The sequence below is a fragment of the Alistipes sp. An116 genome (assembly GCF_002161005.1).
In the GTDB taxonomy this organism is placed as follows: domain Bacteria; phylum Bacteroidota; class Bacteroidia; order Bacteroidales; family Rikenellaceae; genus Alistipes; species Alistipes megaguti.
Genome location: NZ_NFLR01000006.1, coordinates 76,675 through 102,598 on the forward strand (window position 1 = coordinate 76,675; position 25,924 = coordinate 102,598).

At 60.4% G+C, this 25,924-nt stretch carries 20 protein-coding genes and 1 tRNA gene; 11 read left to right on the forward strand and 10 right to left on the reverse strand.

Going from position 1 to position 25,924, the window contains the following annotated elements; translation table 11 throughout:
* Positions 1-8: 8 nt before the first annotated feature.
* Positions 9-956 carry a flavin reductase gene (locus B5E60_RS05760; RefSeq protein WP_239403244.1) on the reverse strand — a complete coding sequence of 316 codons (948 nt, stop codon included), beginning with the start codon at positions 954-956 and terminating at the stop codon, positions 9-11.
* Between the two features lie 234 nt (positions 957-1,190).
* Between B5E60_RS05760 and B5E60_RS05765 the strand changes: the two genes are divergently transcribed.
* Positions 1,191-2,090, forward strand: coding sequence for a helix-turn-helix domain-containing protein (locus B5E60_RS05765; protein ID WP_087310226.1), 900 nt, complete (start codon positions 1,191-1,193; stop codon positions 2,088-2,090).
* Here B5E60_RS05765 and B5E60_RS05770 read toward each other — a convergent pair.
* From B5E60_RS05770 to lepA, 7 genes are all read right to left on the reverse strand, one after another.
* The gene (locus B5E60_RS05770) at positions 2,053-3,096 is read right to left on the reverse strand and encodes an amidohydrolase family protein (protein ID WP_239403238.1); all 1,044 of its coding nucleotides are present in this window, start codon (positions 3,094-3,096) and stop codon (positions 2,053-2,055) included. The genes B5E60_RS05765 and B5E60_RS05770 overlap by 38 nt on opposite strands.
* Positions 3,097-3,108: 12 nt before the next feature.
* Positions 3,109-3,768, reverse strand: a complete 660-nt coding sequence (locus B5E60_RS05775; protein ID WP_087310230.1) for a flavodoxin — start codon at positions 3,766-3,768, stop codon at positions 3,109-3,111.
* A gap of 53 nt (positions 3,769-3,821) precedes the next feature.
* A complete protein-coding gene (locus B5E60_RS05780) occupies positions 3,822-5,003 on the reverse strand; it encodes an iron-containing alcohol dehydrogenase (protein ID WP_204246446.1) in 1,182 nt (393 codons plus the stop codon).
* 43 nt (positions 5,004-5,046) lie between these two features.
* Entirely contained in the window at positions 5,047-6,336 is a 1,290-nt protein-coding gene (locus B5E60_RS05785; protein ID WP_087310234.1) for an aldo/keto reductase, read from the reverse strand.
* A gap of 366 nt (positions 6,337-6,702) precedes the next feature.
* Positions 6,703-6,778: transfer RNA gene (locus tag B5E60_RS05790), tRNA-Gly, on the reverse strand.
* Between the two features lie 63 nt (positions 6,779-6,841).
* Positions 6,842-8,749 carry an AMP-dependent synthetase/ligase gene (locus B5E60_RS05795; RefSeq protein WP_087310236.1) on the reverse strand — a complete coding sequence of 636 codons (1,908 nt, stop codon included), beginning with the start codon at positions 8,747-8,749 and terminating at the stop codon, positions 6,842-6,844.
* A gap of 5 nt (positions 8,750-8,754) precedes the next feature.
* Positions 8,755-10,545, reverse strand: a complete 1,791-nt coding sequence (lepA, locus tag B5E60_RS05800; RefSeq protein ID WP_087310238.1) for a translation elongation factor 4 — start codon at positions 10,543-10,545, stop codon at positions 8,755-8,757.
* Positions 10,546-10,678: 133 nt separating this feature from the next.
* Between lepA and lysA the strand changes: the two genes are divergently transcribed.
* Together lysA and B5E60_RS05810 are read left to right on the forward strand one after the other, a co-directional pair.
* Positions 10,679-11,842, forward strand: coding sequence for a diaminopimelate decarboxylase (gene lysA / locus B5E60_RS05805; protein WP_087310240.1), 1,164 nt, complete (start codon positions 10,679-10,681; stop codon positions 11,840-11,842).
* Between the two features lie 84 nt (positions 11,843-11,926).
* Complete coding sequence (locus B5E60_RS05810) at positions 11,927-12,826, forward strand: DMT family transporter (RefSeq protein ID WP_087310242.1); 900 nt, start codon at positions 11,927-11,929, stop codon at positions 12,824-12,826.
* Positions 12,827-12,899: 73 nt separating this feature from the next.
* On the opposite strand, the gene B5E60_RS05815 is transcribed toward B5E60_RS05810, so the two are convergent.
* The gene (locus tag B5E60_RS05815; RefSeq protein WP_087310244.1) at positions 12,900-14,261 is read right to left on the reverse strand and encodes a TrpB-like pyridoxal phosphate-dependent enzyme; all 1,362 of its coding nucleotides are present in this window, start codon (positions 14,259-14,261) and stop codon (positions 12,900-12,902) included.
* A 373-nt stretch (positions 14,262-14,634) separates the two neighbouring features.
* Between B5E60_RS05815 and pheT the strand changes: the two genes are divergently transcribed.
* The 4 genes from pheT to dinB all read left to right on the forward strand — a co-directional run bounded on the left by pheT (position 14,635) and on the right by dinB (position 19,840).
* Entirely contained in the window at positions 14,635-17,100 is a 2,466-nt protein-coding gene (pheT, locus tag B5E60_RS05825) for a phenylalanine--tRNA ligase subunit beta (RefSeq protein ID WP_087310248.1), read from the forward strand.
* Between the two features lie 306 nt (positions 17,101-17,406).
* Positions 17,407-18,045: a nitroreductase family protein gene (locus tag B5E60_RS05830; RefSeq protein WP_087310250.1), complete on the forward strand. Its 639-nt coding sequence runs from the start codon at positions 17,407-17,409 to the stop codon at positions 18,043-18,045.
* A 251-nt stretch (positions 18,046-18,296) separates the two neighbouring features.
* The gene (locus tag B5E60_RS14465) at positions 18,297-18,677 is read left to right on the forward strand and encodes a DUF4186 domain-containing protein (RefSeq protein ID WP_446697997.1); all 381 of its coding nucleotides are present in this window, start codon (positions 18,297-18,299) and stop codon (positions 18,675-18,677) included.
* A 107-nt stretch (positions 18,678-18,784) separates the two neighbouring features.
* Positions 18,785-19,840: a DNA polymerase IV gene (gene dinB, locus B5E60_RS05840; protein ID WP_087310254.1), complete on the forward strand. Its 1,056-nt coding sequence runs from the start codon at positions 18,785-18,787 to the stop codon at positions 19,838-19,840.
* Positions 19,841-19,992: 152 nt separating this feature from the next.
* On the opposite strand, the gene B5E60_RS05845 is transcribed toward dinB, so the two are convergent.
* On the reverse strand, positions 19,993-22,209 hold the full coding sequence (locus B5E60_RS05845; RefSeq protein WP_087310256.1) for a beta-N-acetylhexosaminidase: 2,217 nt from the start codon (positions 22,207-22,209) through the stop codon (positions 19,993-19,995).
* A 91-nt stretch (positions 22,210-22,300) separates the two neighbouring features.
* Between B5E60_RS05845 and mazG the strand changes: the two genes are divergently transcribed.
* From mazG to B5E60_RS05865, 4 genes are all read left to right on the forward strand, one after another.
* Complete coding sequence (gene mazG, locus B5E60_RS05850; protein WP_087310258.1) at positions 22,301-23,077, forward strand: nucleoside triphosphate pyrophosphohydrolase; 777 nt, start codon at positions 22,301-22,303, stop codon at positions 23,075-23,077.
* A gap of 53 nt (positions 23,078-23,130) precedes the next feature.
* Positions 23,131-23,661: a gamma carbonic anhydrase family protein gene (locus B5E60_RS05855; RefSeq protein WP_087310260.1), complete on the forward strand. Its 531-nt coding sequence runs from the start codon at positions 23,131-23,133 to the stop codon at positions 23,659-23,661.
* A gap of 96 nt (positions 23,662-23,757) precedes the next feature.
* Positions 23,758-25,062 carry a histidine kinase gene (locus B5E60_RS05860; RefSeq protein ID WP_087310262.1) on the forward strand — a complete coding sequence of 435 codons (1,305 nt, stop codon included), beginning with the start codon at positions 23,758-23,760 and terminating at the stop codon, positions 25,060-25,062.
* The gene (locus B5E60_RS05865; RefSeq protein WP_087310401.1) at positions 25,062-25,829 is read left to right on the forward strand and encodes a LytR/AlgR family response regulator transcription factor; all 768 of its coding nucleotides are present in this window, start codon (positions 25,062-25,064) and stop codon (positions 25,827-25,829) included. Before B5E60_RS05860 ends, B5E60_RS05865 begins: the two co-directional genes overlap by 1 nt.
* Positions 25,830-25,924 lie beyond the last annotated feature (95 nt).

The window sequence follows — 25,924 nt, forward strand, 5'->3', positions numbered from 1 at the left end:
CCGACCGCCTATCGGAGTCGGATAAAGTTGCGGAGGCAGTTGGCCGGGTTGAGCGGCGTCTGGTCGGTCAGTTCGAGCGATCGGACCATGTGGAGCGTTCCCTGCTTGTACTTCTGAAAATGCGCCGAGGCGATATGCTTCTCGTAAGCTGCGCGGCTCGCGTAGGTTTCGAGGATGGTGATCCGGCACGGATTCTCCCGCTCGGCCACGGCATACATCGTCAGCACGCCCGGCTCGGTACGCAGCGAGACCTCGCCCACTTCGGCGGCAAACGCCATATATTCGTCGAGATACTCCGGCCGGACCTCGATCTTCGAAAGGCGCACGATGCCGTCCTCCGCCATTGGCTCCTTGGCGCACATCGACGGCTCGCTGTCGAGCCGCAGACAGCGGCCGATCACCTCGCCCGTGGAGAGGTAGGAGTAGGTCGGGAACTCGAACAGCACGGGCTTCAGCCGCGCGTAGTCGATCCGGCCGCGGTCGTCTAACACCTCCGGCGAGGCGTAGGTCGCCGCAATCGAACAGATGAAGTTGTCGAAGCCCTCCGTCTCGTAAATATCCACGACGTCGCACGCCATCGCCAGCGGCGAGCGGTCGATCACCGGCACGCCGTTCGCGCCCCGATGCCAGGCGAAGACCTGTGACTTGTCCTCGCGGGCTCCGCTCACACGCCCCACATAGTCGGCTTCGGGAAGCATTTCGCGGCTGACGAGATTGACCGAGAGTTTGCGCGAGGCGCGGATTCCCCGGTTGGTGTAGTGGCTCTGGCTCATGCTGACCAGAATCCGGTCGTGCCCGATAATCCCGACGTGCGCCACGACGAGCCAGTTGACGCGGCCCTCCACCTCGGCCCCGACGACCGTCAGCGGCATGGGATAGAGTGCCAGCGTATTTCCAATGAGTTTCTTTTCCATGGTGATTGTATTTGAAGGATTCGACGGTTGAGTCTGCGCCATGCTGCCGCCCGAGAGCGTCAGGCCCAGCAGCAGGCACGCGAAAGAGATCATGCGGTTTGTCATGGATAGCCGTTTTTTGACGTTTGTACATTGCAAAAGTAGCGGTTCACCCGTTCACGCAGATACCGATACTCCGGAAGTTCATACCCGTTTTACCGCATCGCCCGCCGCCCGATTGGGATTTTGACCGGGATTTGTTAATTTTGTGGAGACAACCCCTCAAGCCTTTTCCCGATGAGCCGGATTCTGAAGATAAACAGCGTGAGCGATTACAGCCGCTGGGTCGGACACACCGACCGTCATCCGCTGGTGAGCGTTATCGACTATGCCGAGGTTTCGCCCATCCGCCACAGTCTGAACAACTACGGCGTCTACGCACTCTTTCTGCGCGACGACGCCAGCGTGGAGCTCGACTACGGCTGCGGCCGCTACGACTACAACCAGGGAACGCTGCTGTGCGTGGCCCCGGGCCAGGTAGGCGGCAAGGAGGACAACGGCGAGCGGGTTTCGATTACGGGCTGGGCGCTGCTCTTCCATCCCGATCTGCTGCGCGGCACGCCGCTCGAAAAACGGATCCGCGACTACTCCTTTTTCGACTATCGCGTCAACGAGGCGCTGCACATGACCGACCGGGAGCATGACATCCTGGTTTCGCTGATGCGCCGGATGCGCGAAGAGCTCGACAACGACCGCGACGCGCAGCAGGATGCCATTCTGGTCGGCTACATCGGGCTGGTGCTCAACTTCTGCCAGCGCTTCTACAACCGCCAGTTCCAGACCCGCAGGATCGAAAATTCCGACATTCTGGTCCGCTTCAACCAGCTGCTCGCCGACTATTATGAGCAGCGGCTCCAGCTGACCCTCGGGCTGCCCACCGTGCAGTACTGCGCCGACCGGCTGTGCCTCTCGCCCAACTATTTCGGCGACGTCATCCGGAAGACGACCGGCGAGACGGCCAGCAAACACATCCGCCGGTTCGTGATCCAGCTTGCCAAGGACGGCCTCTCCGCCGGCGAGAGTGTCGCGCAGGTGGCCGACCGCCTCGGATTCGAGTATTCGCAGCACTTCAGCCGCATGTTCCGGCGACAGGAGGGAATCACTCCCTCGGAGTACAGCCGCAGGCGGCGCTCCTGACAAACAGCTGTTCGGCATTCCGCCCCAGAATCCGGTCGGCATACCCGGCCAGCTCCCCGTCGGCAGCGAGCGTCTGTTTCAATCGTTCCAGATTGGCCTGCAACACGGCATCGGGCAGATAGGGATAGTCCGAACCGTAGAGGATATGGTCGGGCGTGGTGATGGTGAGCAGTGCATGCAGAACCTCTGCCGTGGGATTCCCCGCCAGGTCGAAATAGAGGCGCGACAGGTTTGCTTCCCACTCAATCGGTTGCATGCAGCCCTGCGACACCATCGCCGGGAGGATGGATTTCATTCTCGGCAATGCCAGCGGAAGGAACGAACCGCAATGGGGCACAACCACCTTCAGATTCGGGTAACGGACCAGCACGTTCCGCGCCAACATGTTGACCACGGCCCGGGTTGATTCGGCCGGATATTCGTACATGGCCAGCGGTGTGGTGGCGATAATCTCTTCGGGACAGGGCGTCGGGCGGTGCGGATGGAGGATGACGACGGCATGTCGCTCGTTGAGCACCTCCATCAGCGGATCCAGCGCCTCGTCACCCACATACTGTCCCCGGCTGTTGGTCGCCAGTTTCACCCCGTCGGCCCCCAGCGTATCGAGCGCATGGATTGCTTCGCGGATGGCGGCCTCCACGTCGGGCAGCGGCAGCGCGGCACAAAACCGGAACCGGCCGGGGTATCGCTGTTTCAGTTCGGCCGAGGCCTCATTCACACGGCGGATGCAGCGGACCGACTCCTCCGTGTCGCCATAGTAGGGCTGCGGAGCCGGCATCGTCAGCACGGCCGTTCGGATGCCCGCCCGGTCCATGAAGTCGATGTGCCGCGCGGCATCCCACGCAGGCAGCGGGAAACTCTCTTCGAGCTCCGCGCCGTGCGCCTTCAGCACCTCGAGATACTCCGGAAGGATGATGTGGGCGTGGAGATCGACCGTCTGCCCGTAAAGGGGCGCCGTCCCGAAAGGCATGCCCGCAAGCAGCAAAGTGAACATTCGCTTTCTCATGTCGCGTGTTTTTTAATGCTCCTCCCGGTCTGCTCCGAGCTCCTCCAGCCAGGCCGGGATGCGGGTTGCCATGCTGCCCAACGAACCGGAGGTGAGCAGCAGCGACTCTTCGAACGTGGCATCGGGAACCAGTGCAGCGGCATCCCGTTCGGAGGTTCCGATGCCGCTGCTCCCGCTGCTGGCAAAGAGAGCGATCCGCTTCCCGGCCAGCAACGCGGCATGATCGTGCAGGAAGGTCTGCATCGGCGAGGCCATGTGCCCGAACCAGATCGGATAGCCGACAAAGATAATATCATATTCGTCAAGACTCTCGACTGAGGTGGTAATGGCCGGGAAATTGCCTTGTGCAATGGCCTCCAGCTCCGTCTGTGCGCGGTCGAGCATTGCGTTGTAGTCCGTATCGTAGGGCACAGCCGGCTCCACCTCCGCCATCTCGCAATCCAATGTGGACTGAATGGTCCGGGCCATCCGCTCCGTATTGCCCGTGCGCGAGCAGTAGAGGACAAGGTAACGCCCGTCGGCTCCGTTCACGTTGCCGCCTTCCTCGTCGTTCCCGTCGTCCTCGGGCCGGGTCTGTTCCGGCTCGTTCGATGACGGATGGGTTTCGCCGCAGGCCGTTGTCACGGCAAGCGTCGCCAGCAGCATCCAGGGGATCAAAAACAACTTTTTCATACGCTTCTCTTTGAATGGCTTGACGCTTTTCCAAAGTCCGGATCGGGAATCGACTATCTGTACGACTCCCGGTAGATGCGCACGATCTCCTCGTCGCTCATCTGCACCCGGTCGCTGGTGAACATGATGCCCATCACCTCGCGCGTATTGCGCATCAAGGTCTCGAATTCGTCGGGCGTGATGCCGTAGTCGGACATCTTCAGGTCGGCCACGCCGCAGGCCTCCTGCAGCCGGGTGAGAGCCGTGAGAAAGTCTTCGGGCTTCGAGGCTTCGGTCATTCCCATGGCCTGCGCCATGCGAACGAAGCGCTCGTCGCAGGCGTGGCGTTCGATGAAGTATTTGTAGTAGGCCCGGCTGATCATAATCAGCCCTGCACCGTGAGGCAGTGCCGGATGATAGGCCGAAAGGGCATGCTCCAACGCGTGTTCGCTCGTAATCAGCGTGAGGCACATCACCACACCCGACAACGTGTTTCCGAAAGCCACGTGGGTGCGAGCCTCCATGTCCTTGCCATCTTTCACGGCACGGGGCAGGTACGTCGCCAGATTCTCGATGGCCGTCAGGGCATACATGTCGCTCATCAGGTTCGCACCCCGGGCAATGTAGCCTTCGGTGCTGTGGAACAGGGCATCGAAGCCCTGGTAGGCCGTGAAGGTCGGCGGCACGCTGGCCATCAGCTCCGGATCGACGATCGAGAGGACGGGAAAGAGTGAAGCATCGCCCACGAAGGCCTTCTCGAAGGTATCCTCCCTAGTGATGACGCCCGAATTGTCCGTCTCCGAACCCGTTCCGGCCGTGGTGGTAATGGCAATGATGGACAGCGGACGGACGGCAATCTGTTTGCCTTTGCCCGAACCGATGGGCACATAGTCCCAAAGCTCCCCGTCGTTGGTCGCCATCACGGCAATGGCCTTGGTGCAGTCCATCACGCTGCCGCCGCCCAGCGCCACGAGGAAATCGCAGCCGTGCTCGCGGGCGACCTTTGCCCCGGCGTCGACGTTGCTGACCGTCGGGTTCGGCATCACGCCGTCGAAGAGCACCGTCTCCACACCGGCCTTGTGCAGTTGCTCCTCCGTGCGCGAGAGGTAGCCGTTGGCCCGGGTCGATTTTCCGCTGGAGATCACGATCAGGGCGCGGCGTCCCGGCATCGGCTGTTCACTCAGTTTGTCCAGCATCCCGGCCCCGAACATCACCCGGGTCGGAACATACATGTCGTACATAAGATTGGTTTCCATCTTTTAGAATTGTTTTATGTGAGAGTATCTTGTTTGTCTGTCTTTATTTACCCATCGTCTCCCGGACCCGGGCCAGCAGGTTCGGGATATCGAGGTGTTGCGGGCACTTGGCCAGGCATTCGCCACACGCGACACACGAGGAGGCCGGGTCGCCGCGCTGAACGGGCGACATCGACACGGTATAGTCGGCCAGCGCCCGCTGCAGGTTGCCGTGCAGCAGGTAGTTGTTGTACACATAGGCGAAGATGTAGCCGATGGCCACGTTGTGCGGACAGGGAATACACTGGTAGCAGCCCGTGCAGTCGATATGACCCGGCGCTTGGCGGTAGGCCTGGATGGCAGCTCCCAACGCCTCGCGCTCGGCCGGCGAGAGCATGTTCGGCCGGGCCTTGGCGGCATACCTCAGATTCTCCTCCACATCTGCCATGGAACCCATGCCGCTGACCGCCACGCTCACCTCGGGGATATCCCACAGATAGTCCAACGCCCACTCCGCATCGGGCTTGCGGATCCCCGTCGAGGCCAGTGCATCGTGCATCGTCTGCGGCAGACGGGCCAGAAATCCCGTGCGGACGGGCTTCATCACCGCCAGCCCCATTCCGTTGGCTGCGGCATACTTCGGGCCGAGCACCCCTGCCTCGTATTCGTAATCCAGGTAGTTGTGCTGAATCAGGCAGAAATCCCAGGCCGGGGTGTATTCCACCACCTTTTTGAACAGCTGCAGGCTGTCGTGGAACGAGAAGCCCATGAAGCGGATCTTGCCCTGGGCCTTCAGCCGCTCCATCTTTTCGATGAGCCGGTAGGGCAGCACATAATCCTTCCACGCGCGGTGCATGATCATGTGGATATGGTAGAAATCGATCACGTCCGTGCCGATGGTGCGGCGCGACTGGTCGAAGAACTTTTCGAAATCGTCCGCCGACCGCATCTCCCACCATGGCATCTTGGAGGTGACATACACCCGGTCGCGCCAGCCTCCGGCCAAAGCACGACCCACCGCCTGTTCGCTCTCTCCGCCCAGGTAGACACGCCCCGTGTCGATGTAGTTCACACCGCCTTCGATGGCACGGCGTACCATGGGCGTGGTCTGGTCGAAATCCACGTGACCGTTCTTCATCGGCAACCGCAACATGCCGAAACCCAGCGCCGAGACCTTCACGCCGATCCGCCCCATCGGGCGGTACTGCATCTGCGGATTGTAATTGAGAATCTCTCTCGACAACCGCTCCCGTACGGTTTGTTTTTCAACCTCCTGCGCCAGGGCTTTCGGACCGATTATCGCACTGGCAGCTGCGGCAAAAAGTCCGCTTTTAAGAAAATCGCGTCTATCCATATCGCTTTCCGTTTATCTGCTCCGACCCCGGTCAGACAGAATTGTGGCCGTTGTGTCTGCTGCAAAGGTAATCCGACGGGGTGCAAACCGACGTAACGATTTCATGGAAGAATGTGCGGCTTTTACGGATTTTGGTTGAATATGGATCCAATTAAGGTGTGAGACAATTGCTGCCTTTTGTTTTAACAGGAGAGGAAGAATACAGGGCGGTCGGATTTCTGCTCACCTTTTTCCGTCCGCGGACAACTTGCACAACAAAAAGGGAGAACCTTACGGCTCTCCCTTTTTCTGGCCCCTTCTGGCCCTTTCTGGCCCTTTCTGGCCCCTTCTGGCCCCTCTGGCCCCTCTGGCCCCTCTGGCCCCTTCTGGAGCGGAAAACGGGATTCGAACCCGCGACCCTCAGCTTGGGAAGCTGATGCTCTACCGACTGAGCTATTTCCGCGTTACGGAGTACAAAGATACTCCGAATTTTTGAAAAGTCAAGTTTTCGGACGATGAAAATCCCCTATCGGAGTAAATTTTTCAACGCCTTGCAGTTTTCTGCATTCGCCACACTCTTGCCTTCGGGCGAGTAGAGATAGTCGAGCCGGTTGTGGAAATGCTCTTCGACTTTCGACCGAATAATCTTCATCGTGCTGTTCACCAGCCCGTTCTGCTCGGTGAACGGTTCGTCGACAATGGCCAGACCTGCCGGGAGCCAGCGTTCCGGGAACTCGCCGGCATGAGCACCTCCTGCGCGATATTTGTCGATTTCGGCAGCCAGTATCTTTGCCGCTTCGGCCGGACGAGCCTCTTCAGCCACCTTGCGTTGATCCAATTCGTGCCGCAACGCTTCGGCATTCGGTACGACGATGGCCCCCGTGAAGGGACTCTGATTGTTGTAGATGATGATCTGATCGATGTAGGGTGAATTGTCGACAATGGCCTCTTCCATCCCTTCGGGGCTGTACTTTTCGCCGTCCGAGGCGATCAGCAGGCTCTTGAAACGGCCCAGAACGTATAGGAACTCGTCCTGCGAGACATACCCCATGTCGCCCGTATGGAGCCACCCGTCGCGAATGGCCTCGGCCGTAGCCTCGGGGTTTTTCCAGTAACCGGCCATGACGTTTTCGCCGCGAATGATGATCTCCCCTTTCTCGCCGCGCGGGAGTTCACGCCCCTGCTCGTCGACGATCTTCAGCTCGAGCGGAATGAGGATCTTGCCCGACGACCCGAAGCGGTGCCAGTGATACTTGGGCGAGTTGGTCGAGATGACGGGCGTAGCCTCCGAGAGGCCGTAGCCCTGGAACATCGGGATGCCGATGGCGTAGAAGAAACGCTGCAGCTCGGCATCGAGCAGTGCGCCGCCGCCGATGAAGAACTTCATGCAGCCGCCGAAGGCCTCGCGGACCTTGCGGAACAGCACGACGTCGAAGAGAGCGACCAGCGGTTTGAGCAGGAAACGCCAGCCGTGCCCCTTGCTGTACCCGTCGCAGTTGTAGGCGTAGTCGACCTTCAGGGCCATTCGGAAGAGCCGCTCGACAAAGGGACCCTTCGCGCGGATCGAGCTTTCGATGTTTTTGCGGAAATTCTTGGCCAGGGCCGGCACCGTGAGCAGGAAATGGGGCTGTACCTCGCGGATGTTGAGCGGGATGTTCTTGAGGGTTTCCATCGGGGTTTTGCCGATCTGGACCGTAGCGACCGAGGCACCGCAGGCGATCATGATGTAGAACCCCACGACGTGGGCGAAACAGTGGTCGAGCGGCAGGATGATGAGCGTGCGGTAGTGCGACGGGATGTCGATTCGCGAGAGCGACTGCTCGACATTGGCCGTGTAGTTGCGGTGTGTGAGGACAACGCCCTTGGGATCGGCCGTCGTACCGGAGGTATAGGTGATCGTGGCGTAGTCGTCGTTCTCGATGGCCTGCCCGATTTTCAGGAACTCCTCCTTGTGCTTCGAGAGGTAGTCGCGGCCCAGCCGGCGGAGGGTTCCGTAGGCGGTTTCGCCCGCTTCGAGCGGGATGTGTCCGAAGACGATGATGTGCTCGACCTGGGGCAGTTCGGCGCGGATACGGCGGATTTTGGGCAGCTGATACTTCGAGACGAAGAGGGCCTTGACCTCGGCATGGCGCAGGCGGAAGAGCAGATCGTTCGACTCTTCGAGCTTGACCGAGAGCGGCACGCTGATCGCCCCGGCGTAGAAGAGTCCCAGTTCGGAGATGATCCAGGCATTGCAACCTTCGGACAGAATGGCGACCTTGTCCTTGGGGCGGATCCCGATGGATGCGAGGCCGGCTCCGACCTCCAGAGCGAGCTCTTTGGTTTCGGCATAGGTTGTAGGCTCGAACTTGTGGTGACGTTTTTCGAGCAGGAAGGTCTTCCCGCCATACTTTTCGACGGAGGCCTCGAAGAGGTCGATGATGGTTTTCTTCATGGTTTTCAATCCATTTTCAACACGGCGAGGAATGCCGACTGGGGGACTTCGACGTTGCCGATCTGCCGCATGCGTTTTTTGCCCTTCTTTTGTTTTTCGAGGAGTTTGCGTTTTCGGGAGATATCGCCGCCGTAACACTTGGCGGTGACATCCTTGCGGACGGCCTTGACGGTTTCGCGGGCAATGATCTTGGCACCGATGGCGGCCTGGATGGCGATATCGAACTGCTGGCGCGGGATGAGCTCCTTGAGTTTCTCGCACATCTTGCGGCCGAAGTCGTAGGCATGGTCGGTGTATGTGAGCGATGAGAGGGCGTCGACGGGTTCTCCGTTCAGGAGGATGTCCAGCTTGACGAGTTTCGAGAGCTGGAACCCCGTCCGGTGATAGTCGAACGAGGCGTACCCCTTTGAGATGCTCTTGAGCTTGTCGTAGAAGTCGAAGACGATCTCCGAGAGGGGCATGTCGAAGTTGACCTCGACGCGGTCCTGGGTGATGAAGGTCTGGTTTTTCATCACGCCGCGCTTGTCGATGCACAGTTTGATGACGTTTCCGAGGAACTCCGACTTCGTAATGATCTGGGCCAGAATATAGGGTTCCTCGATTTTGGCGATTTTCGTGATTTCGGGCAGACCGGAGGGGTTGTGTACCTCGACGACCTCGCCCTGGGTGGTGGTCACGCGGTAGGAGACGTTCGGGACGGTGGTGATGACGTCCATGTCGAATTCGCGGTAGAGGCGTTCCTGAATGATCTCCATGTGGAGCAGTCCGAGGAAACCGCAGCGGAATCCGAATCCGAGGGCGAGTGAGCTTTCGGGGTCGAACGTCAGCGAGGCGTCGTTGAGCTGGAGTTTTTCGAGCGAAGCGCGCAGATCCTCGTACTGGTCGGCCTCGACGGGATAGACGCCGGCAAAGACCATCGGCTTGACATCCTCGAAACCGGCAATAGCCTCGTGTGCGGGATTGGCCACCGAGGTGATCGTATCGCCGACCTTGACGTCGGCCGAGGTTTTGATTCCCGAGCAGATGTAGCCGACGTCTCCGGCGCGGATTTCGTCGCGGGGCTGCATCTTGAGCTTCAGGACGCCGACCTCGTCGGCATCGTACTCGCTGCCCGTGTTGAAGAACTTGACGTGCTCGCCCTTCCGGATCGTGCCGTTGAAGACGCGGAAATAGGCGATGATACCGCGGAAGGGGTTGAACACCGAGTCGAAGATCAGGGCCTGCAACGGAGCGTTGTCGTCACCCTTCGGCGCGGGGATGCGCTGGACGATGGCCTCGAGAATCTCCTCGACGCCCAGCCCCGTTTTGCCCGAGGCGAGCAGAATATCCTCCTCCTTGCAGCCGATCAGGTCGATGACCTGATCCTTCACCTCGTCGATCATGGCCGACTCCATGTCGATCTTGTTCAGCACGGGGACGATCTCCAGATCGTGGGCAACGGCCAGATAGAGGTTCGAGATGGTCTGGGCCTGAATTCCCTGCGTGGCATCGACGACGAGCAGGGCGCCTTCACACGAGGCGATTGCGCGCGAGACTTCGTACGAAAAGTCGACGTGTCCCGGCGTGTCGATCAGATTGAGCGTATAGTGCTCTCCGTCGCGGGCCGTGTACTCCATTTGAATGGCGTGGCTCTTGATGGTGATCCCCTTTTCGCGTTCGAGGTCCATGTCGTCAAGCACCTGGGCCTGCATTTCGCGCTGGTTCAGGGTGTTGGTTTTCTCCAGCAGGCGGTCGGCGAGCGTGGATTTGCCGTGGTCGATATGGGCTATGATGCAAAAGTTGCGGATATTTTTCATAAAAGCGTGTGAAATCTCACGCAAAGATACTAAATATTTTGAATTATAAAGGAATTGAGAGCGAAATGGATTTGTAAAAATAATTAAAAACGTTTATATTTGCGAACTGCAAACAGGTTAAGTTCAGGTTCATATGTTAAGCAGACAGATCGCGACCAAGCTCCGGGGTTACGAAACCCCGTTTTACCTTTACGATACGGCCCTGCTTCGCCAGACGCTGGAGAGCGTCGTATCGGAGTCGAACAAGTACGGCTACAAGGTGCATTACGCCATCAAGGCGAACTACGACGATCGCCTGCTCTCGATCATCCGCGAATACGGGCTCGGCATCGACTGCGCGAGCGGCAACGAGCTTCGCAAGGCGATCGAGGCGGGCTTCGCCCCGAAAGGGATCGTCTATGCGGGCGTTGGCAAACGCGACAAGGAGCTGCGCTATGCGATCGAACAGGGCATCCTGGCGATCAACTGCGAGTCGATCCAGGAGCTGGAGCTTGTGGACCGTTTTTCGGCCGAGGCCGGAAAGGTGACTGAGGTGGCCCTGCGCATCAATCCGGATATCGACCCGAAGACCAATCACTGCATTGATACGGGCCAGGCCGACAGCAAGTTCGGCATTTCCTATGAAGAGGTGCTTGAACATGCCGAAGAGATCCGTTCGTTCACCCACCTGCGCGTCGTGGGTCTCCACCTGCACATCGGTTCGCAGATCCGCGAACTGCACGTCTTCGAGCACATGTGCAACAAGGTGAACGTCATCGTCGAGAACCTCGAGCGATTGGGTTTCGAGCTGCGCTTCGTCGACGTGGGCGGCGGTCTGGGCGTGAACTACGACGTGCCGGAGAACGAGCCGATCCCGAACTTCGCCTCGCTCTTCTCGATTGTCCACAACCACCTGCGTGTGGGCGACCGGGAGGTCCACTTCGAATTCGGCCGTTCGATCGTGGCCGAGTGCGGCGAGCTGATCACGACGGTCCTATTCAACAAGACGACGGCCACGGGACGCAAGCTGCTGATCGTCGACGCCTCGATGACCGAACTGATCCGCCCGGCGCTGTACGGCGCCTACCACAACATCGAGAACATCACGGCACCGGACGACGCCCCGACCGATAAATATACGGTCGTCGGTACGGCGTGCGAGTCGACCGACGTCTTTGACGAGAACGTGACGCTGCGCCGCTCGCAGCGGGGCGACCTGCTGGCGATCAAGTCGGCCGGGGCCTACGGCATGTCGATGGCCTCGCGCTACAACCTGCATGACCTCCCGGGCGCAGTTTACAGCGACGAGATCGAATAACGGAGTGTTCTATCCTCCCCGACCGAAGGCGGCCCGACGGCCGCCTTCCTGCTGTTTTGAAACGACGAACGCAATACGCATACCATGTGGTTGACCCTTGCCTTTACCTCGGCCGCGCTGCTCGGCCTCTACGATGCCGCCAAGAAGCAGGCATTGACCAATAACGCCGTACTTCCGGTACTGCTGCTCAATACGCTGTTTTCCACGCTGTTTTTCGTTCCGGCCATTCTCTCCGCGGAGTTCGGCCTGGGGTGGTTCGACGGCACGCTGCTCGAGGCCTCCCGGGGAACGGCCACGGCCCACGGACTGGTGATCCTCAAGTCGGTGATCGTCCTCACGTCGTGGATCTTCGGCTATTTCGGCATGAAACACCTGCCGATCACGATCGTGGGGCCGATCAACGCCACGCGGCCCGTGATGGTGCTCGTTGGGGCCTTTCTGATCTTCGGCGAACGGCTGAACGCCTACCAGTGGATCGGCGTGGCGCTGGCCCTGGTATCGTTGTTCCTGCTGAGCCGCTCGAGCCGCCGCGAGGGGGTCGACTTCACCCATAACCTCTGGATTCTCTTCATCGCCCTGTCGGCCGTCACGGGTGCCGTGAGCGGCCTTTACGACAAATATATCATGTCGCGCCTCGATCCGGTCTTCGTGCAGAGCTGGTACAACCTCTACCAGTTTGTGATGATGGCCGTCGTGGTCTGTATCCTGTGGCTGCCGCGACGGGGCCACACGACACCTTTCCGATGGAGCTGGGCCATTCCGCTGATCTCGGTTTTTCTGACGCTGGCCGACTTTGCCTACCTTTACGCGCTGCAGGACCCCGACGCGATGATCTCGATCGTCTCGATGATCCGCCGGGGCTCGGTGGTGGTCTCGTTCCTGTGCGGTGCGGTGTTGTTCCACGAACGCAACCTGCGTTCGAAGGCCGTTGACCTGGCCTTCATTCTGGTGGGTATGATCTTCCTGTGGCTGGGCTCGCGGTAGATCCGATCGGGGTGGATGAAAAAGAGCGGGCTGCAAACCGGGCAGTCCGCTCTTTTCATCTTCGAGAGCCGCTTCAGATGAGCTTCTCCAACTGATTGACCGTCTTGGCGATTTCGGCATCCGACGGCGTGTAGTCTTTCAGTGCTCCGGCCAGATACTGCTCATAGGCATAGAGGTCGATGACGCCGTTGCCTGATAGGTTGAAGAGGATCGTCTTCTCGCGCCCCTCCTCTTTGGCCTTCAGGGCCTCGCGGATCGTTGCGGCGATGGCGTGGGTCGACTCGGGCGCGGGGATGATCCCCTCGGTGCGGGCGAAGAGGACTCCGGCTGCCAGCGTCTCGTTCTGTGGAATGGACTGCGCCTCGATCAGTCCGTCCTTGAGCAGCTGACTGACGATCGACCCGGCGCCGTGGTAGCGCAACCCGCCGGCGTGGATGTCCGAGGGCTGGAAGTTGTGGCCCAGCGTATACATCGGCAGCAGGGGCGTGTAGCCGGCCACATCGCCGAAGTCGTACTGGAACTGCCCGCGGGTGAGTTTCGGACAGCTTTCGGGTTCGACGGCAATCATGCGGATCTTTTTGCCTTCGGCGAAGTTCTTGCGCAGGAACGGGAAGCTGATTCCGGCGAAGTTGCTGCCGCCGCCGAAGCAACCGATCACCATGTCGGGTTCGGCGTCGGCCATCTCCATCTGCGTGACGGCCTCCTGCCCGATGACGGTCTGGTGCAGCAGCACGTGGTTCAGGACGCTGCCCAGACAGTAGCGCGTATCCTCGGGGCTGCGCAGTGCCATCTCGACGGCCTCGGAGATTGCCAGCCCGAGGCTTCCCGAACAGTCGGGATCCCGTTTGAGGGCGGCTCGGCCCGACTCGGTGATGGTCGACGGGGAGGCCAGGCACTCGGCGCCCCAGGTGTTCATCATCAGCCGCCGGTAGGGTTTCTGGTTGTAGCTGACCTTGACCATGAAGACCTTCAGATCGATGCCGAAGTGCTTGGCGGCGAAGGCGATCGAGGCACCCCACTGCCCGGCGCCCGTCTCGGTGGTCAGATGTTTGATTCCCTGTTTGCAGTTGTAGTAGGCCTGCGGCACGGCGGTGTTGGGTTTGTGCGAACCGGCGGGCGAGACGCTTTCGTTCTTGAAGAAGATTTTTGCCGGGGTGTCGAGGGCCTTTTCGAGGGCGTAGGCCCGCACGAGGGGCGTCGGTCTCCAGATGCGGTAGATCTCCTGCACCTCTTCGGGGATGTCGATGAAGCGTTCGGTGGACATCTCCTGGTCGATGAGCTCTTCGGCGAAGATAGCCGACATCTGCTCCTTGGTGACGGGTTGTTTGGTGGCGGGGTTGAGTGGCGGCAGGGGTTTCGTCGGCATATCGGCCACGATGTTGTACCATTGCGTGGGCATTTGGCTCTCGGAGAGACAGAATTTCTTGGTTTTCATAACAAAAGTGATTTAAAGGGTTTGTCGGAAGGAGTGAATGAAAAAAGCCCGTTGCTTACCTTCGTAAACAACGGGCTTCGGTCTCTGCTATCGGGTGATCACCATACACGCGACGAGGCGCACTCATTGTTCACGAGCGTCAACGGGTGCCACCACCAAGCCTGTATGTTGAAGTTAAGAAGCATCTTTTTTATCGAACTTGCTTTCCGCAAATATAAGGGATCGGAAAGAGAAAAGCAAATTTTTTACGAATTATTTTTGATACCTCGAATATATAAGGGGCTTCAAAATGAAATCGCGTCGTAAAAGCGGCGTACTTTCGGGAAAAATTACTATTTTTGCATGATAATCTGCAAAATCAAAACACGACGATATGAATATTTCGTACAACTGGCTCAAACGCTACCTCGCGACGGACCTTTCGGCCGAGAAGATTGCCGAGGTGCTTACGGAGATCGGCCTGGAGGTCGAGGGCTTCGAGAAGATCGAAACCGTCAAGGGCGGCCTTGCGGGAGTTGTTGTCGGCCAGGTGCTGACGTGCGAGATGCACCCCGATTCGGACCACCTGCACGTAACGACGGTCGACGTCGGCGAGGGCGAACCGCTGCGGATCGTCTGCGGCGCCGCCAACTGCCGCACCGGGCTTAAGACGCTCTGCGCCAAGATCGGCGCGGTGCTTTACCCCAACGGCGGCGACGAGGAGTTCAAGATCAAACGCTCGAAGATCCGCGGCGTGGAGTCGCTCGGCATGTTGTGTGCCGAGGACGAGCTGGGCATCGGCTCTTCGCACGAGGGCATCATCGAACTTCCGGCCGACGCCCCCGTGGGCATGAGCGCCAGGGAGTTCTTGCACATCGAGGACGACTATCTGATCCAGATCGGCCTGACCCCCAACCGGGTGGATGCCGCCTCGCACATCGGCGTGGCGCGCGACCTGGCGGCGTGGCTTCGCAGCCGCGGCGAGCAGGCCGAGGTGAAGTGGCCCGACGTCTCGGCCTTTGCCGTGGACAATCACGATCTGGAGGTGAAGATCCGCGTCGAGAACGAGGAGGCCGCCCCGCGCTATACGGGCGTGACGGTTACGGGCTGCAAGATCGGCCCCTCGCCCGAGTGGATGCAGAACTGCCTGCGGGCCGCCGGCATCAACCCGAAGAACAATCTGGTCGACATCACGAACTTCGTCCTCTTCGAACTGGGGCAGCCGCTGCACGCCTTCGACGCCGACAAGATCGAGGGACACGAGGTAGTGGTCCGCACGTGCGAGGCCGGAACGCCGTTCGTGACGCTGGACGGCGTTGAGCGCAAACTGACGGACAAGGATCTGATGATCTGCTCGGCAGAGCGGCCGATGTGCCTGGCGGGCGTCTTCGGCGGACTGGATTCGGGCATCAGCGACACGACGACCAACGTCTTCATCGAGAGCGCCTACTTCAATCCGGTGTGGGTGCGCAAGACGGCCAAGCGTTTCGGACTCAATACCGACTCGTCGTTCCGCTTCGAGCGGGGCGTCGACCCCAATCTGCAGATCTACGCCGCCAAGCGGGCCGCGCTGCTGATGAAGGAGTTGGCCGGCGGCCGGATTTCGAGCGACATTACGGATATCTACCCGCATCCGATCCGGGATTTCGTCTTCGACTTCTCGATTTCGCGGGCCCGGGCGCTGATTGGCAAGGAGATCCCCGAGGAGACGATCCGCACGATTCTGGGGGCCCTCGAGGTGAAGATTCTCGCCGAGAAGGGCGACGTGCTGACGGTGGCCGTACCACCCTACCGCGTCGACGTTCAACGCGAAGCCGATCTGGTGGAGGATATCCTGCGCATCTACGGCTACAACAACGTCGAGATCCCCTCGCGGGTCCGCTCGACGCTCTCCTATGCGCCGAAACCCGACCGCATGAAGCTGATGAACCTGGCGGGTGATTTCCTGACCGACAACGGCTTCACGGAGATCATGTCCAACTCGCTGACTCGGGCGGCCTATTACGAGGGGCTGACTGCGTGCCCGGCCACCCGTTGCGTGCGGATCATGAATCCGCTGAGCGCCGATCTGAACGTGCTGCGTCAGACGCTGCTCTTCAACATGATGGAGGCCATTGCGCTGAACATCAACCACAAGAACGGTGATCTGGAACTCTACGAGTTCGGCAACTGCTACTTCTACGACGCCGCCAAACGCACGGAGGAGAACCACCTGGCCGCCTACTCCGAGGAGTACCGGCTGGCGGTGGCCGTCACCGGGACGACCGAGCCCCAGTCGTGGAACACGAAACCCGTGAAGGCCTCGTTCTTCACGCTGCGGGCCGTGGCCGAGAAACTGCTGCGCCGCTTCGGACTGGACATCTACGCACTGAAGACCTCCCCGATCGAGAGCGACCTCTTCAGCGAGGGGCTCGTGATGGAGCTCAACGGCAAACGGCTGCTCGAGATCGGCACCGTGGCGTCGAAGATCCGCCGAATGACCGATGTCAAGCAGGAGGTCTACTACCTGGAGTTGAACTTCGATCTGCTCTGCAAGTCGACCAAAAAACTGAAGATCACGGCCGAGGAGCTGTCGAAATATCCCGAGGTAAAACGCGATCTGGCCCTGCTGGTCGACCGTCAGATGACCTTCGCCGCCCTGCGCGAGGTGGCCTTCTCCACGGAGCGCAAACTGCTCAAGAGTGTCTCGCTCTTCGACGTCTACGAAGGCGACAAACTTCCGGAGGGGAAGAAATCCTACGCCCTGAGCTTCGTGCTCGAAGACAAGAGCCGCACGCTGGACGACAAGACCATCGAGCGGGTGATGGCAAATCTGGTCCGCCAGTTCGAACAGCGCTGCGGCGCTACGGTTCGCGCCTGACCCGGGGCCGAGAGAGGGGGCAAAAGAGGCGAGGAGGCTGGAGAAGCGAAGGACTGGAGAAGCGAAGGACTGGAGAAGCGAAGGACCGGAGAAGCAAGGGTCAGTGTAGTGAGAGGCGGTGAAGAAAGAAAACCGGTGATACGAATCGGATTCCAGATCTTCGAACCTGCCCTAATAACAGTATGGAGGAACTGCCGACGTGGCGGTTCCTCATTTTTTTGTCCGAAAAGGTGAAAAAAGAGCGCCGAAGCACTTCCTGAAACCGGAATTTATGCGTAATTTTAGGCGATCCAAAAACGCAAAACAATGAAATCACGAAATCTGACCTGGCTGTGTGCCGGTCTGTTTGCCCTGAGCAGCTGCGCTCCACAGGGCGCTACGCAATCCGAAACGACGGCTCCGACGTCGGAGAATGCGGTGATCGAGACGATCCTTGCGCGCCGCAGCATCCGCCGCTACACAACACAGCCCGTCGAACGCGAGAAACTCGAACTGATCGTCAAATGCGGCATCAACGCCCCGAGCGGTCTGAACAAACAGCCGTGGGAGGTCCGCGTGGTGGACAATGCGGCCTATATCGACTCTTTGACGGCCCTCTACGTGAAGGCCAACCCGAAGGTGGCCGAGGATACGACCTTCCACAACATGTTCCGCAATGCTCCGGCCGTGATCTTCATTGCCTCGCCGTCGAACGGCAGCGGACAGTTGGATTGCGGACTGCTGGGAGAGAACATGGTCCTTGCGGCGCAATCGCTCGGCTTGGGCACCTGCTGCCTGGGCGGTCCGATCCGCTTCATGAAGGAGGCTTCCGAGGCGGCGCCCTACCTTGAGAAACTGGGTTTCTCGGAGGATTATACGCTGCTCTACGCCATTGGAGTGGGTTATCCGGACGAATCTCCGGCCGCCAAACCACGTGACGAGTCAAAGGTCCGCTTCATTGACTGATGCTTCGCGGGACACGACATAACCGCTCGACGCGGCCGGATCCGACCCGCGAACCCGAGCTCTTCCCCGCAGACGAAATCCCGGCGACGAACTTCTCGTCGCCGCTTTCGTCTTCGGCCGGGCCCGATGGACCGCCAAACGCCGAGGCGCCGCTGACTCCCGACCGGAATGCAATCCCCGACGGGCCGATCTCTTCGGACGATGGCCTGGAGACCGCGCAGACGGAGAGCAACACGCCGCCGACTGATCCGGTGCCGACGGACGAGTCGTTGCCGGCCGACGATTTTGCGCCGCTCTTTGCCCGGCTGGCCCGATCGGCATTCCGAAGCCGCTTCCGCCTGCGCACGACGGAACGTACCTATATTGAACGCATCGGCTTCCCAACACTCCGCCGCCACGCCGAAGAGTTCGTCCGCATGCGGCTGGCTCCGGCCCTGCCGCCCAACGACGGCCGTCAGACCCCGATGCGCGGCCATCCGGTCTTCATCGCCCAGCACGCCACGGGCTGCTGCTGCCGGGGCTGCCTGTCCAAATGGCACGGCATTCCGGCGGGGCGACCGCTGACCGAAGCCGAACAACACTATATCGTCCGCGTGCTGCTGACGTGGATCTTGCGCCAACTCGGCTGCTGATCCCCGCTTCGGGCCCCGATCCGCATACGGACCGTCGACACCATTCGCCCGACTTCCCCCGCTTCTCCCCCCCCCGTCCGATTGAACCAATCTCTACCCATCACGAAATGCCCGTCCGCAAGATCATACACGTCGACATGGATGCCTTCTTCGCCTCGGTCGAACAGCGCGACAACCCCGCCCTGCGGGGGCGTCCGATCGCCGTGGGCTACGACGGACCGCGTGGTGTGGTGGCTACGGCCAGCTACGAGGCGCGCCCCTACGGTGTGCATTCGGCCCTCTCGTCGACCGTGGCCCGTCGCCTTTGCCCCGAGCTGATCTTCATTCCGGCCCGCTTCGAGGTCTACAAGGCCGTCTCGCAGCAGATCCGGGCCATCTTCCGCGACTATACCGACCTGGTCGAACCGCTCTCGCTGGACGAGGCCTTCCTCGACGTTACGCATCTCCGCTCGGCCACCCTTGTTGCGCGCGAAATCAAGTCGCGGATCCTCGCCGAGACGCACCTCACGGCTTCGGCCGGGGTTTCGGTGAACAAGATGCTGGCCAAGATCGCCTCCGACTACCGCAAACCCGACGGATTGTTCACCATCGCTCCGGCGCAGATCGACGACTTTGTGGCGGGCCTTCCGGTCGAACGCTTTTTCGGAATCGGGGCCGTCACGGCCGAGAAGATGCACAACCTGGGGATCCGCACGGGAGCCGACCTGCGCCGGTGGGAGGAGTCGGCGCTGGTCCACCACTTCGGCAAGGCAGGCCACCTGTACTACGGCTATGCGCGGGGAATCGACGACCGGCCCGTGACGCCGAACCGCATTCGCAAGTCGCTGGGAGCCGAGACCACCTTTGCCGAGGATACCGACGACCGGCTGCGCCTGCAGGATGAGCTCGCCGGGGTCCGCGAGGAGGTCTGGACCCGTCTGGAGCGCCACGAATTCCGGGGTAAGACCGTGGTGCTGAAACTCAAATACGATAATTTTCAGCAGATCACCCGTTCGCGGACGCTCCTTTCGGCCGTTGAATCCGAACCGCAGTTGGCCCGGATTGCGGAGGAGCTGCTGGCCGGTGTCGATTTTCACGGCCGCAAGGTCCGGCTTATCGGTCTGACGGTGGGCAATACGCCCGACGCCGACGCCGACTGCATCCAGCTGCGCTTCGACTTCTGACCCATGCCGGTCGCATCCCGGATTTTCCGAACTATCCGACGGCTTCGTCCGGGGCCACAGCCTCGCAGCGGCCTCCACCCATGACCCCGACACAAAAAAGGCGAATAACGACAGCCTGCCGTTATTCGCCTTTTGCCTGATGCTCCGAATGTTTACAGCTTTGGATATACCTGCGGCGACAGGATGACCACATAGGGGGCGCTGTTGCCGTTGCATGTCGAGACGATCCTGACGGCCTTGACCGCCCGCTTCGGCTGGAAGGTGATCCGGCCCATCACCAGCTCTCCGAGCCGTTCGAAATGTTCCCCGTCGTACGACACTTCAGCATAACCGGTCAGAATAATGGCCCTGGGCAGTTGCCGATAGCCGGTCTGCAGCATCATCTGGCGGCAAACGACCGGTTTTTCGAACGTGTAGCGGATCCAATCCTGCTGACCGCAGGTACGAGCCGTGCAGGACATTCCGCGGTAGGTCGAGGCGTTCGTATAGGGGAAGCGGCTGTTTTCCTCCATCGAGGATTCGATCCGCAGGGCCGGCCGGATGGTCTTCCAGCGCGAATCGTCGGCCACATAGGGGCTTCGGGCCGTGCCGTAACGGCTGAAGAAGCGGTAGCGCCAGGGCTCCGACGTGCGGATCGGCTCCTCGTAGCGGAGCTCCTCGTCCGAGCCGTCCACCACATAGAAGATCTCCGAATCGTCGTCGACCGTGACTTTAAGCAGCCCCTCGCCGCCCTTTGCCCCCGAGAAGGAGAGCTTCGGCGGGAAGAGCCGGAAGCGGATACCCATGGCCGCCATCCGGTCGTAGTGCATCGTTCTGAGCTCCTTGTAGTAGGCATCCCACCCCTCCTCGTTGCCGCTCCAGGCGATGCGCGAAAGAGCGCAGATGCGCGGGAAGGTCATGTAGTCGAGGTAGTCGGGCTTTTCGGGTTCGTGCGAGACGTAGACTTCGCTCCAGAAGGCGCCGGAGAGCCCGACGACACGGCTCATCTGCTCATCGGAGAATCCTTTGCCTGCGAGCGTGAATCCGTAGGTTTTCCGGGCATCGAAAATGCCGGCCCAGTTGTGCCCGTCTTCGAGTGAAGACTGCCGCATGTCGAAATAGAAGAAGGCGGCGGGCATGATGACGGTGTGGTATCCCTTGGCCGTAGCGTCGAGACCGGCCTTGACATCCTTCCATCCGTGAACCCGGCTCTCGCGGGAGAGCTCTCCGGTCCGGACCGCTTCGTTCCAGACGGCCGGACGCTTGCCGTACCGGCGGAGAATCTCCGCCATGCGCTCCATGAAGAGATCCTCCAGCTGGTGGGGATCGGTCATCCCCTTCCGGCGCATCAGCGCCTGACAGTCGGGGCACTGTTTCCATTGCGACATGTCGACCTCATCGCCGCCCACATGGACATACTCCGAAGGGAAGAGTTCGCAGATTTCACCCAGAATATCCTCCAGCAGACGATAGTTCTCCTCGCGCGCCACGCACCAGGCCGAGCGGTAGTCGTATCCGTGGGTCGAGACGGTGTCGGGGGGATAGTTGCAGCGGATTTCGGGGTGAACCGAGGCGATGTTTCGGCTGTGGCCCGGGAGATCGATCTCGGGGATGATCTCCACGTTGCGCAGGGCGGCATAGCGGATCAGTTCGCGCATCTCCTCCTGTGTGAAGTAACCGCCGTATTTCTCTGACCATTTGCCATATACGGGTCTCACGGGCGAATCGCCGCCGCGATAGGCCCCCACCTCGGTCAGTTCGGGGTGCGAACGGATCTCGATGCGCCACCCTTCGTCGTCCGTCAGGTGAAGATGCAGCTTGTTGATATTGTGATAGGAAAGCAGATCTATGTAACGCTTTACGGCATCCATGCCGATCCACGTGCGCGCCACATCGAGCATCATGCCGCGATAGGCGTATTGCGGACGATCCTCGATGACGGCACACCGGAGTTCCGTCCCGGGCGTGATCCCCTGCCGGGCGTAGACTTCGGGCGGCAGCAGCCGGAACAGCGCCTGTATGCCGTTGAAGACGCCGCCGTAACGCTCGCCTCCGATGCGGATGTGCTCGGGCAAGATCTCCAGCCGATAGGCCTCCGCGGCAGTTGCCGCCGTTTGGGGATCCTCGGCCGTGGCAGCGGGCGTTGCCGCAGCATCGAGTGTCAGCGTGATGGCTCCGTCGCCGGTTACGTCGTTGCGGATCGTGCATCCGAGGTATCGGGCCAGGTATTCGGCCAGGGGTTGCAGCTCCTCGTCGGCGGCAATGGTCGTCGAGGCGTCGAAGGTGAAACTGCCCGGGAGCGGAGTCCGGTTGCCCTGCGCAGGTTGGGCGTCGAGTGAAAAGAGACCGCCGAGAAGCACGGCACCAAGGAGTAGAAGGGTTTGTTTCATGCTGAAGCGAAGAAAATTTGTCGAAAACAAAATTACGATTTTTTCGCCGAAAACACTACCTTTGCAGGAACGGAAATACAATCAAACAACTATGGAAGACAAACGTCTGGAGGCTACGGCCCGGCTGCTGGAGGTGATGAACACCCTGCGCCGCGAGTGTCCTTGGGACCGTGAGCAGACCTTCGAGTCGCTGCGGAGCAACACCATCGAGGAGACCTACGAACTGGCCGATGCCATCACCGACCATAATCTGGAGGGGATCAAGGAGGAGCTGGGCGACCTGCTGCTGCACGTGGTCTTCTACTCGAAACTGGGGGAAGAGGAGGGCGCCTTCGACTTCGGCGATGTGGCCAATGCCCTGTGCGACAAACTGATCTACCGCCATCCGCACGTCTACGGCGATATTCATGCCAATACGCCGGCCGAGGTGATGGCCAACTGGGAGGCCCTGAAACTGCGCAAGAAGAACCGCAAGAGCGGTACGCTGGGCGGAGTTCCGCGTTCGCTGCCGGCGTTGGTCAAGGCCTACCGCATGGGCGAAAAGGCCGCCGGAACGGGTTTCGACTGGGGGCACAAGGAGGATGTCTGGGCCAAGGTCAAGGAGGAGATCGCGGAGGTCGAGAGCGAAATGAAATCGGGCGGCAAGAGCGATCTCGAAGCGGAATTCGGCGATCTGTTCTTCGCGCTGGTCAATGCGGCACGGCTCTACGGCGTGGATCCCGAATCGGCCCTTTCACGCACGAACAACAAGTTCATGCGCCGCTTCAACTACATGGAGGAACAGGCTGCGGCCCAGGGACATGCCCTGCACGATCTGACCCTCGACCAGATGGAGGCACTCTGGCAGCAGGCCAAAAGCGAGGAGTAACCTCTCCATTGGCAACAAACCGTATTGTGTAAACGTAAAAATTCAAGAAGAATATGGCATTGATCCGCAAAGTCCGCGGTTACGAACCCGTAATCGGCGACAATACGTTCCTGGCCGAAACGGCCGTTATTCTGGGCAACGTGACCATCGGTCGCGACTGCTCGATCTGGTACAACGCCGTGCTGCGCGGCGACGTCAACCGCATCGTCATCGGCGACCGCACGAACATTCAGGACGGCGTCGTGCTCCACACCATCTACGACCAGGCGAAACACCCCTCGCAGACGATCATCGGCAACAATGTCTCGGTGGGCCACAACGCCACCATCCATGGGGCCGTCATCGAGGACAACTGCCTGATCGGCATGGGTGCCACGATCCTCGACAATGCCCACGTTCCGTCGGGCTGCATCATCGCCGCCAACGCCCTGGTTCTCTCCAACGCCCGGCTGGAGCCCAATTCGGTCTATGCCGGAGTCCCGGCCCGCAAGGTCAAGGAGGTGACGCCCGAACAGCGCGACGAGATCGTGCGCCGTACGGCCCACGACTACATGCTCTACGCCTCGTGGTATAAGGAGGAGTAATCCCCCGGGAGCACCTCTCCGGACGGCCTCCTCCCGCGCGGAGGGCCTTGCCGCCCGCTCCGCCGGATGAGGCCTTCTTGTCAAAAAACTCCGCCGATGAAACTGCAGCCGAAATATGCTGATGTAGTGTTGAACCTGCTGGTTGCCGTAGCGATCAGCCTGGTGGTCAATTTCTCCTACGTGCTGCTTCTGCTTGTGGACCTGAACAGCGAGAGTTCACAGCCCTCCTCGCCCCAAAGAGCCCGTATCCGTACGGAAAAGGGGGTTCTGTGTGTCCATCCCGACGGTTACGGATACCTCGTCTGTGAGAACGGCGACAGCGTCTACGTCCCCAACCAGCGGATCAACCGCCTGCGGTTGAAGGCCGACGACCGGATCGAGGCCGAGGTAACTCCGCCGCGGCGTTCGGGAGGGCACCCCATGATGCAGAAGATCCGCTGCCGAAACGGTCAGGCGTTCGATTACAGCCTGCTCTTCAACCGTCCGTCGCGGGGAACGGAACTTGCGCTGCAACTGTTGTACTATCTGGTGGTTTCGTTCGTCATGCTGTCGATTCTGACCTCCGTGCGGCGCAACTACTCGATGAAACGTTACCTGCGGCGCTGTCTGTGGTGCTGCGTGGCGGCCGTCGGGCTCTATTGCGTGGCTCCCGTCACGGGGTGGCACTCGGGGCGCATCCTGCCCAACTTCATGAGCGGACATCCGTTCGACAGCATGCTGCTGCTGAAGAGTTCGTTTGCCGTTGCGGTGTCGGTCCTTTACGGACGGATCTACGTGCTTATCTCGCAGCGTCAGGCCGTCGTGGTGGAGAACGAACGCCTCAAGAACGAAAACCTCACCACGCGTTACAACCTGCTTGTCGGACAGATCAACCCCCACTTCTTCTTCAATTCGCTCAATTCGCTGGCCATGCTCGTGCGCGAGGGACAGGACGCGAAGGCCCTCACCTACATCGACCAACTCTCCTACACGTTCCGCTATATCATCCAGAACGGCCAGTCGACGCTGATCACCCTCGACGAGGAGCTGAAGTTCGTCGATGCCTACAGCTACCTCTTCAAGATCCGCTATGCCGACAAGCTCTTTTTCGACATCGAGATCGATCCGAAATACCGATCGTGGCGGCTTCCGGCGCTGTCGCTGCAGCCGCTCATCGGCAATGCCGTCAAGCACAACGCAATTACGCGCAGCAAACCGTTCCATATCACCATCCGGACCGACGGCGAATGGCTCGAGGTAGCGAATCCGAAGATTCCGAAACTGGAGCCGGAGCCCTCGACGGGCATCGGTCTGGAGAACCTGCGCAACCGCTGGCAACTGATCACCGGACGGCGGATCGTGGTCATCGACGACGGTGAGACGTTCCGCGTGCGGATGCCGCTCCAAAATCCCGAGGCATGATGAAGGCGCTCATTATCGAAGACGAAACGGCTGCGGCCCGCAATCTGGCGGCCATTCTGCGCACGGTGGCTCCCGATGTGGAGATCGTGGCGACGCTCGAAAGCGTGGCCGAGAGCATCGGGTGGCTGCGTGCGAATCCCGAACCCGACCTACTGTTCATGGACATCCATCTGGCCGACGGCGATTCGTTCCGGATCTTCGATGCGGTGGAGATCACCGCGCCGGTCATCTTCACGACGGCCTACGACCAGTATGCGCTGGAGGCCTTCAAGGTCAACAGCATCGACTACCTGCTCAAACCGCTCAACGAGGCCGACGTGCGGCGGGCGCTGACCAAACTCGAACGGCTCACCTCGTCCGAACGCCGCAGCTACGGATCGCGCATCCGCACGATGGCCGCCGAACGCCGTGGCGGCGAGGAGGTCTTTCTGGTTCATATCCGCGACCGGATCATCCCGCTCCATCGCGAGCAGATCGCCTACTGCTATACGTCGAACGAACGCGTGACGGCCTACGGCTATGACGGTGCGGCCTATCCGCTGGACCGTACACTGGAGACCCTGCAGTCGCTCTTGCCCGAGCAGGATTTCTTCCGGGCCAACCGTCAGTTCATCGTGGCGCGCCGCGCCGTGAAGGAGATCGTCGTCTGGTTCGGGAGCCGGCTGGCGCTGCATCTGACCCTCGAAACCCCCGAGCGGATCATCATTTCGAAGGCCCGGGTCCCGGAATTCAAGGCCTGGCTGCGGGCGGTTCACCCGACTGAATAGGCGGTTGACCGGTTGATTTTGGCTGTTTCACCGCGAAGCCGGGTGCGAATCCCGGATTTGGCCCTACCTTTGCATCAGGAACCCCGGAAGTCGGA

Bases quoted from the DNA above. Each gene is read 5' to 3' on its own strand.
- mazG (WP_087310258.1), top strand. From the start codon at position 22,301: ATGGAAGACAAACGTCTGGAGGCTACGGCCCGGCTGCTGGAGGTGATG.
- lysA (WP_087310240.1), top strand. From the start codon at position 10,679: ATGTTAAGCAGACAGATCGCGACCAAGCTCCGGGGTTACGAAACCCCG.
- B5E60_RS05860 (WP_087310262.1), top strand. From the start codon at position 23,758: ATGAAACTGCAGCCGAAATATGCTGATGTAGTGTTGAACCTGCTGGTT.
- B5E60_RS05780 (WP_204246446.1), bottom strand. From the start codon at position 5,003: ATGGAAACCAATCTTATGTACGACATGTATGTTCCGACCCGGGTGATG.
- B5E60_RS05815 (WP_087310244.1), bottom strand. From the start codon at position 14,261: ATGAAAACCAAGAAATTCTGTCTCTCCGAGAGCCAAATGCCCACGCAA.
- B5E60_RS05845 (WP_087310256.1), bottom strand. From the start codon at position 22,209: ATGAAACAAACCCTTCTACTCCTTGGTGCCGTGCTTCTCGGCGGTCTC.
- B5E60_RS05810 (WP_087310242.1), top strand. From the start codon at position 11,927: ATGTGGTTGACCCTTGCCTTTACCTCGGCCGCGCTGCTCGGCCTCTAC.
- B5E60_RS05795 (WP_087310236.1), bottom strand. From the start codon at position 8,749: ATGAAGAAAACCATCATCGACCTCTTCGAGGCCTCCGTCGAAAAGTAT.
- B5E60_RS05785 (WP_087310234.1), bottom strand. From the start codon at position 6,336: ATGGATAGACGCGATTTTCTTAAAAGCGGACTTTTTGCCGCAGCTGCC.
- B5E60_RS05865 (WP_087310401.1), top strand. From the start codon at position 25,062: ATGAAGGCGCTCATTATCGAAGACGAAACGGCTGCGGCCCGCAATCTG.
- B5E60_RS05760 (WP_239403244.1), bottom strand. From the start codon at position 956: ATGGCGCAGACTCAACCGTCGAATCCTTCAAATACAATCACCATGGAA.
- B5E60_RS05830 (WP_087310250.1), top strand. From the start codon at position 17,407: ATGAAATCACGAAATCTGACCTGGCTGTGTGCCGGTCTGTTTGCCCTG.
- B5E60_RS05770 (WP_239403238.1), bottom strand. From the start codon at position 3,096: ATGAGAAAGCGAATGTTCACTTTGCTGCTTGCGGGCATGCCTTTCGGG.
- B5E60_RS05775 (WP_087310230.1), bottom strand. From the start codon at position 3,768: ATGAAAAAGTTGTTTTTGATCCCCTGGATGCTGCTGGCGACGCTTGCC.
- pheT (WP_087310248.1), top strand. From the start codon at position 14,635: ATGAATATTTCGTACAACTGGCTCAAACGCTACCTCGCGACGGACCTT.
- dinB (WP_087310254.1), top strand. From the start codon at position 18,785: ATGCCCGTCCGCAAGATCATACACGTCGACATGGATGCCTTCTTCGCC.
- lepA (WP_087310238.1), bottom strand. From the start codon at position 10,545: ATGAAAAATATCCGCAACTTTTGCATCATAGCCCATATCGACCACGGC.
- B5E60_RS05855 (WP_087310260.1), top strand. From the start codon at position 23,131: ATGGCATTGATCCGCAAAGTCCGCGGTTACGAACCCGTAATCGGCGAC.
- B5E60_RS05765 (WP_087310226.1), top strand. From the start codon at position 1,191: ATGAGCCGGATTCTGAAGATAAACAGCGTGAGCGATTACAGCCGCTGG.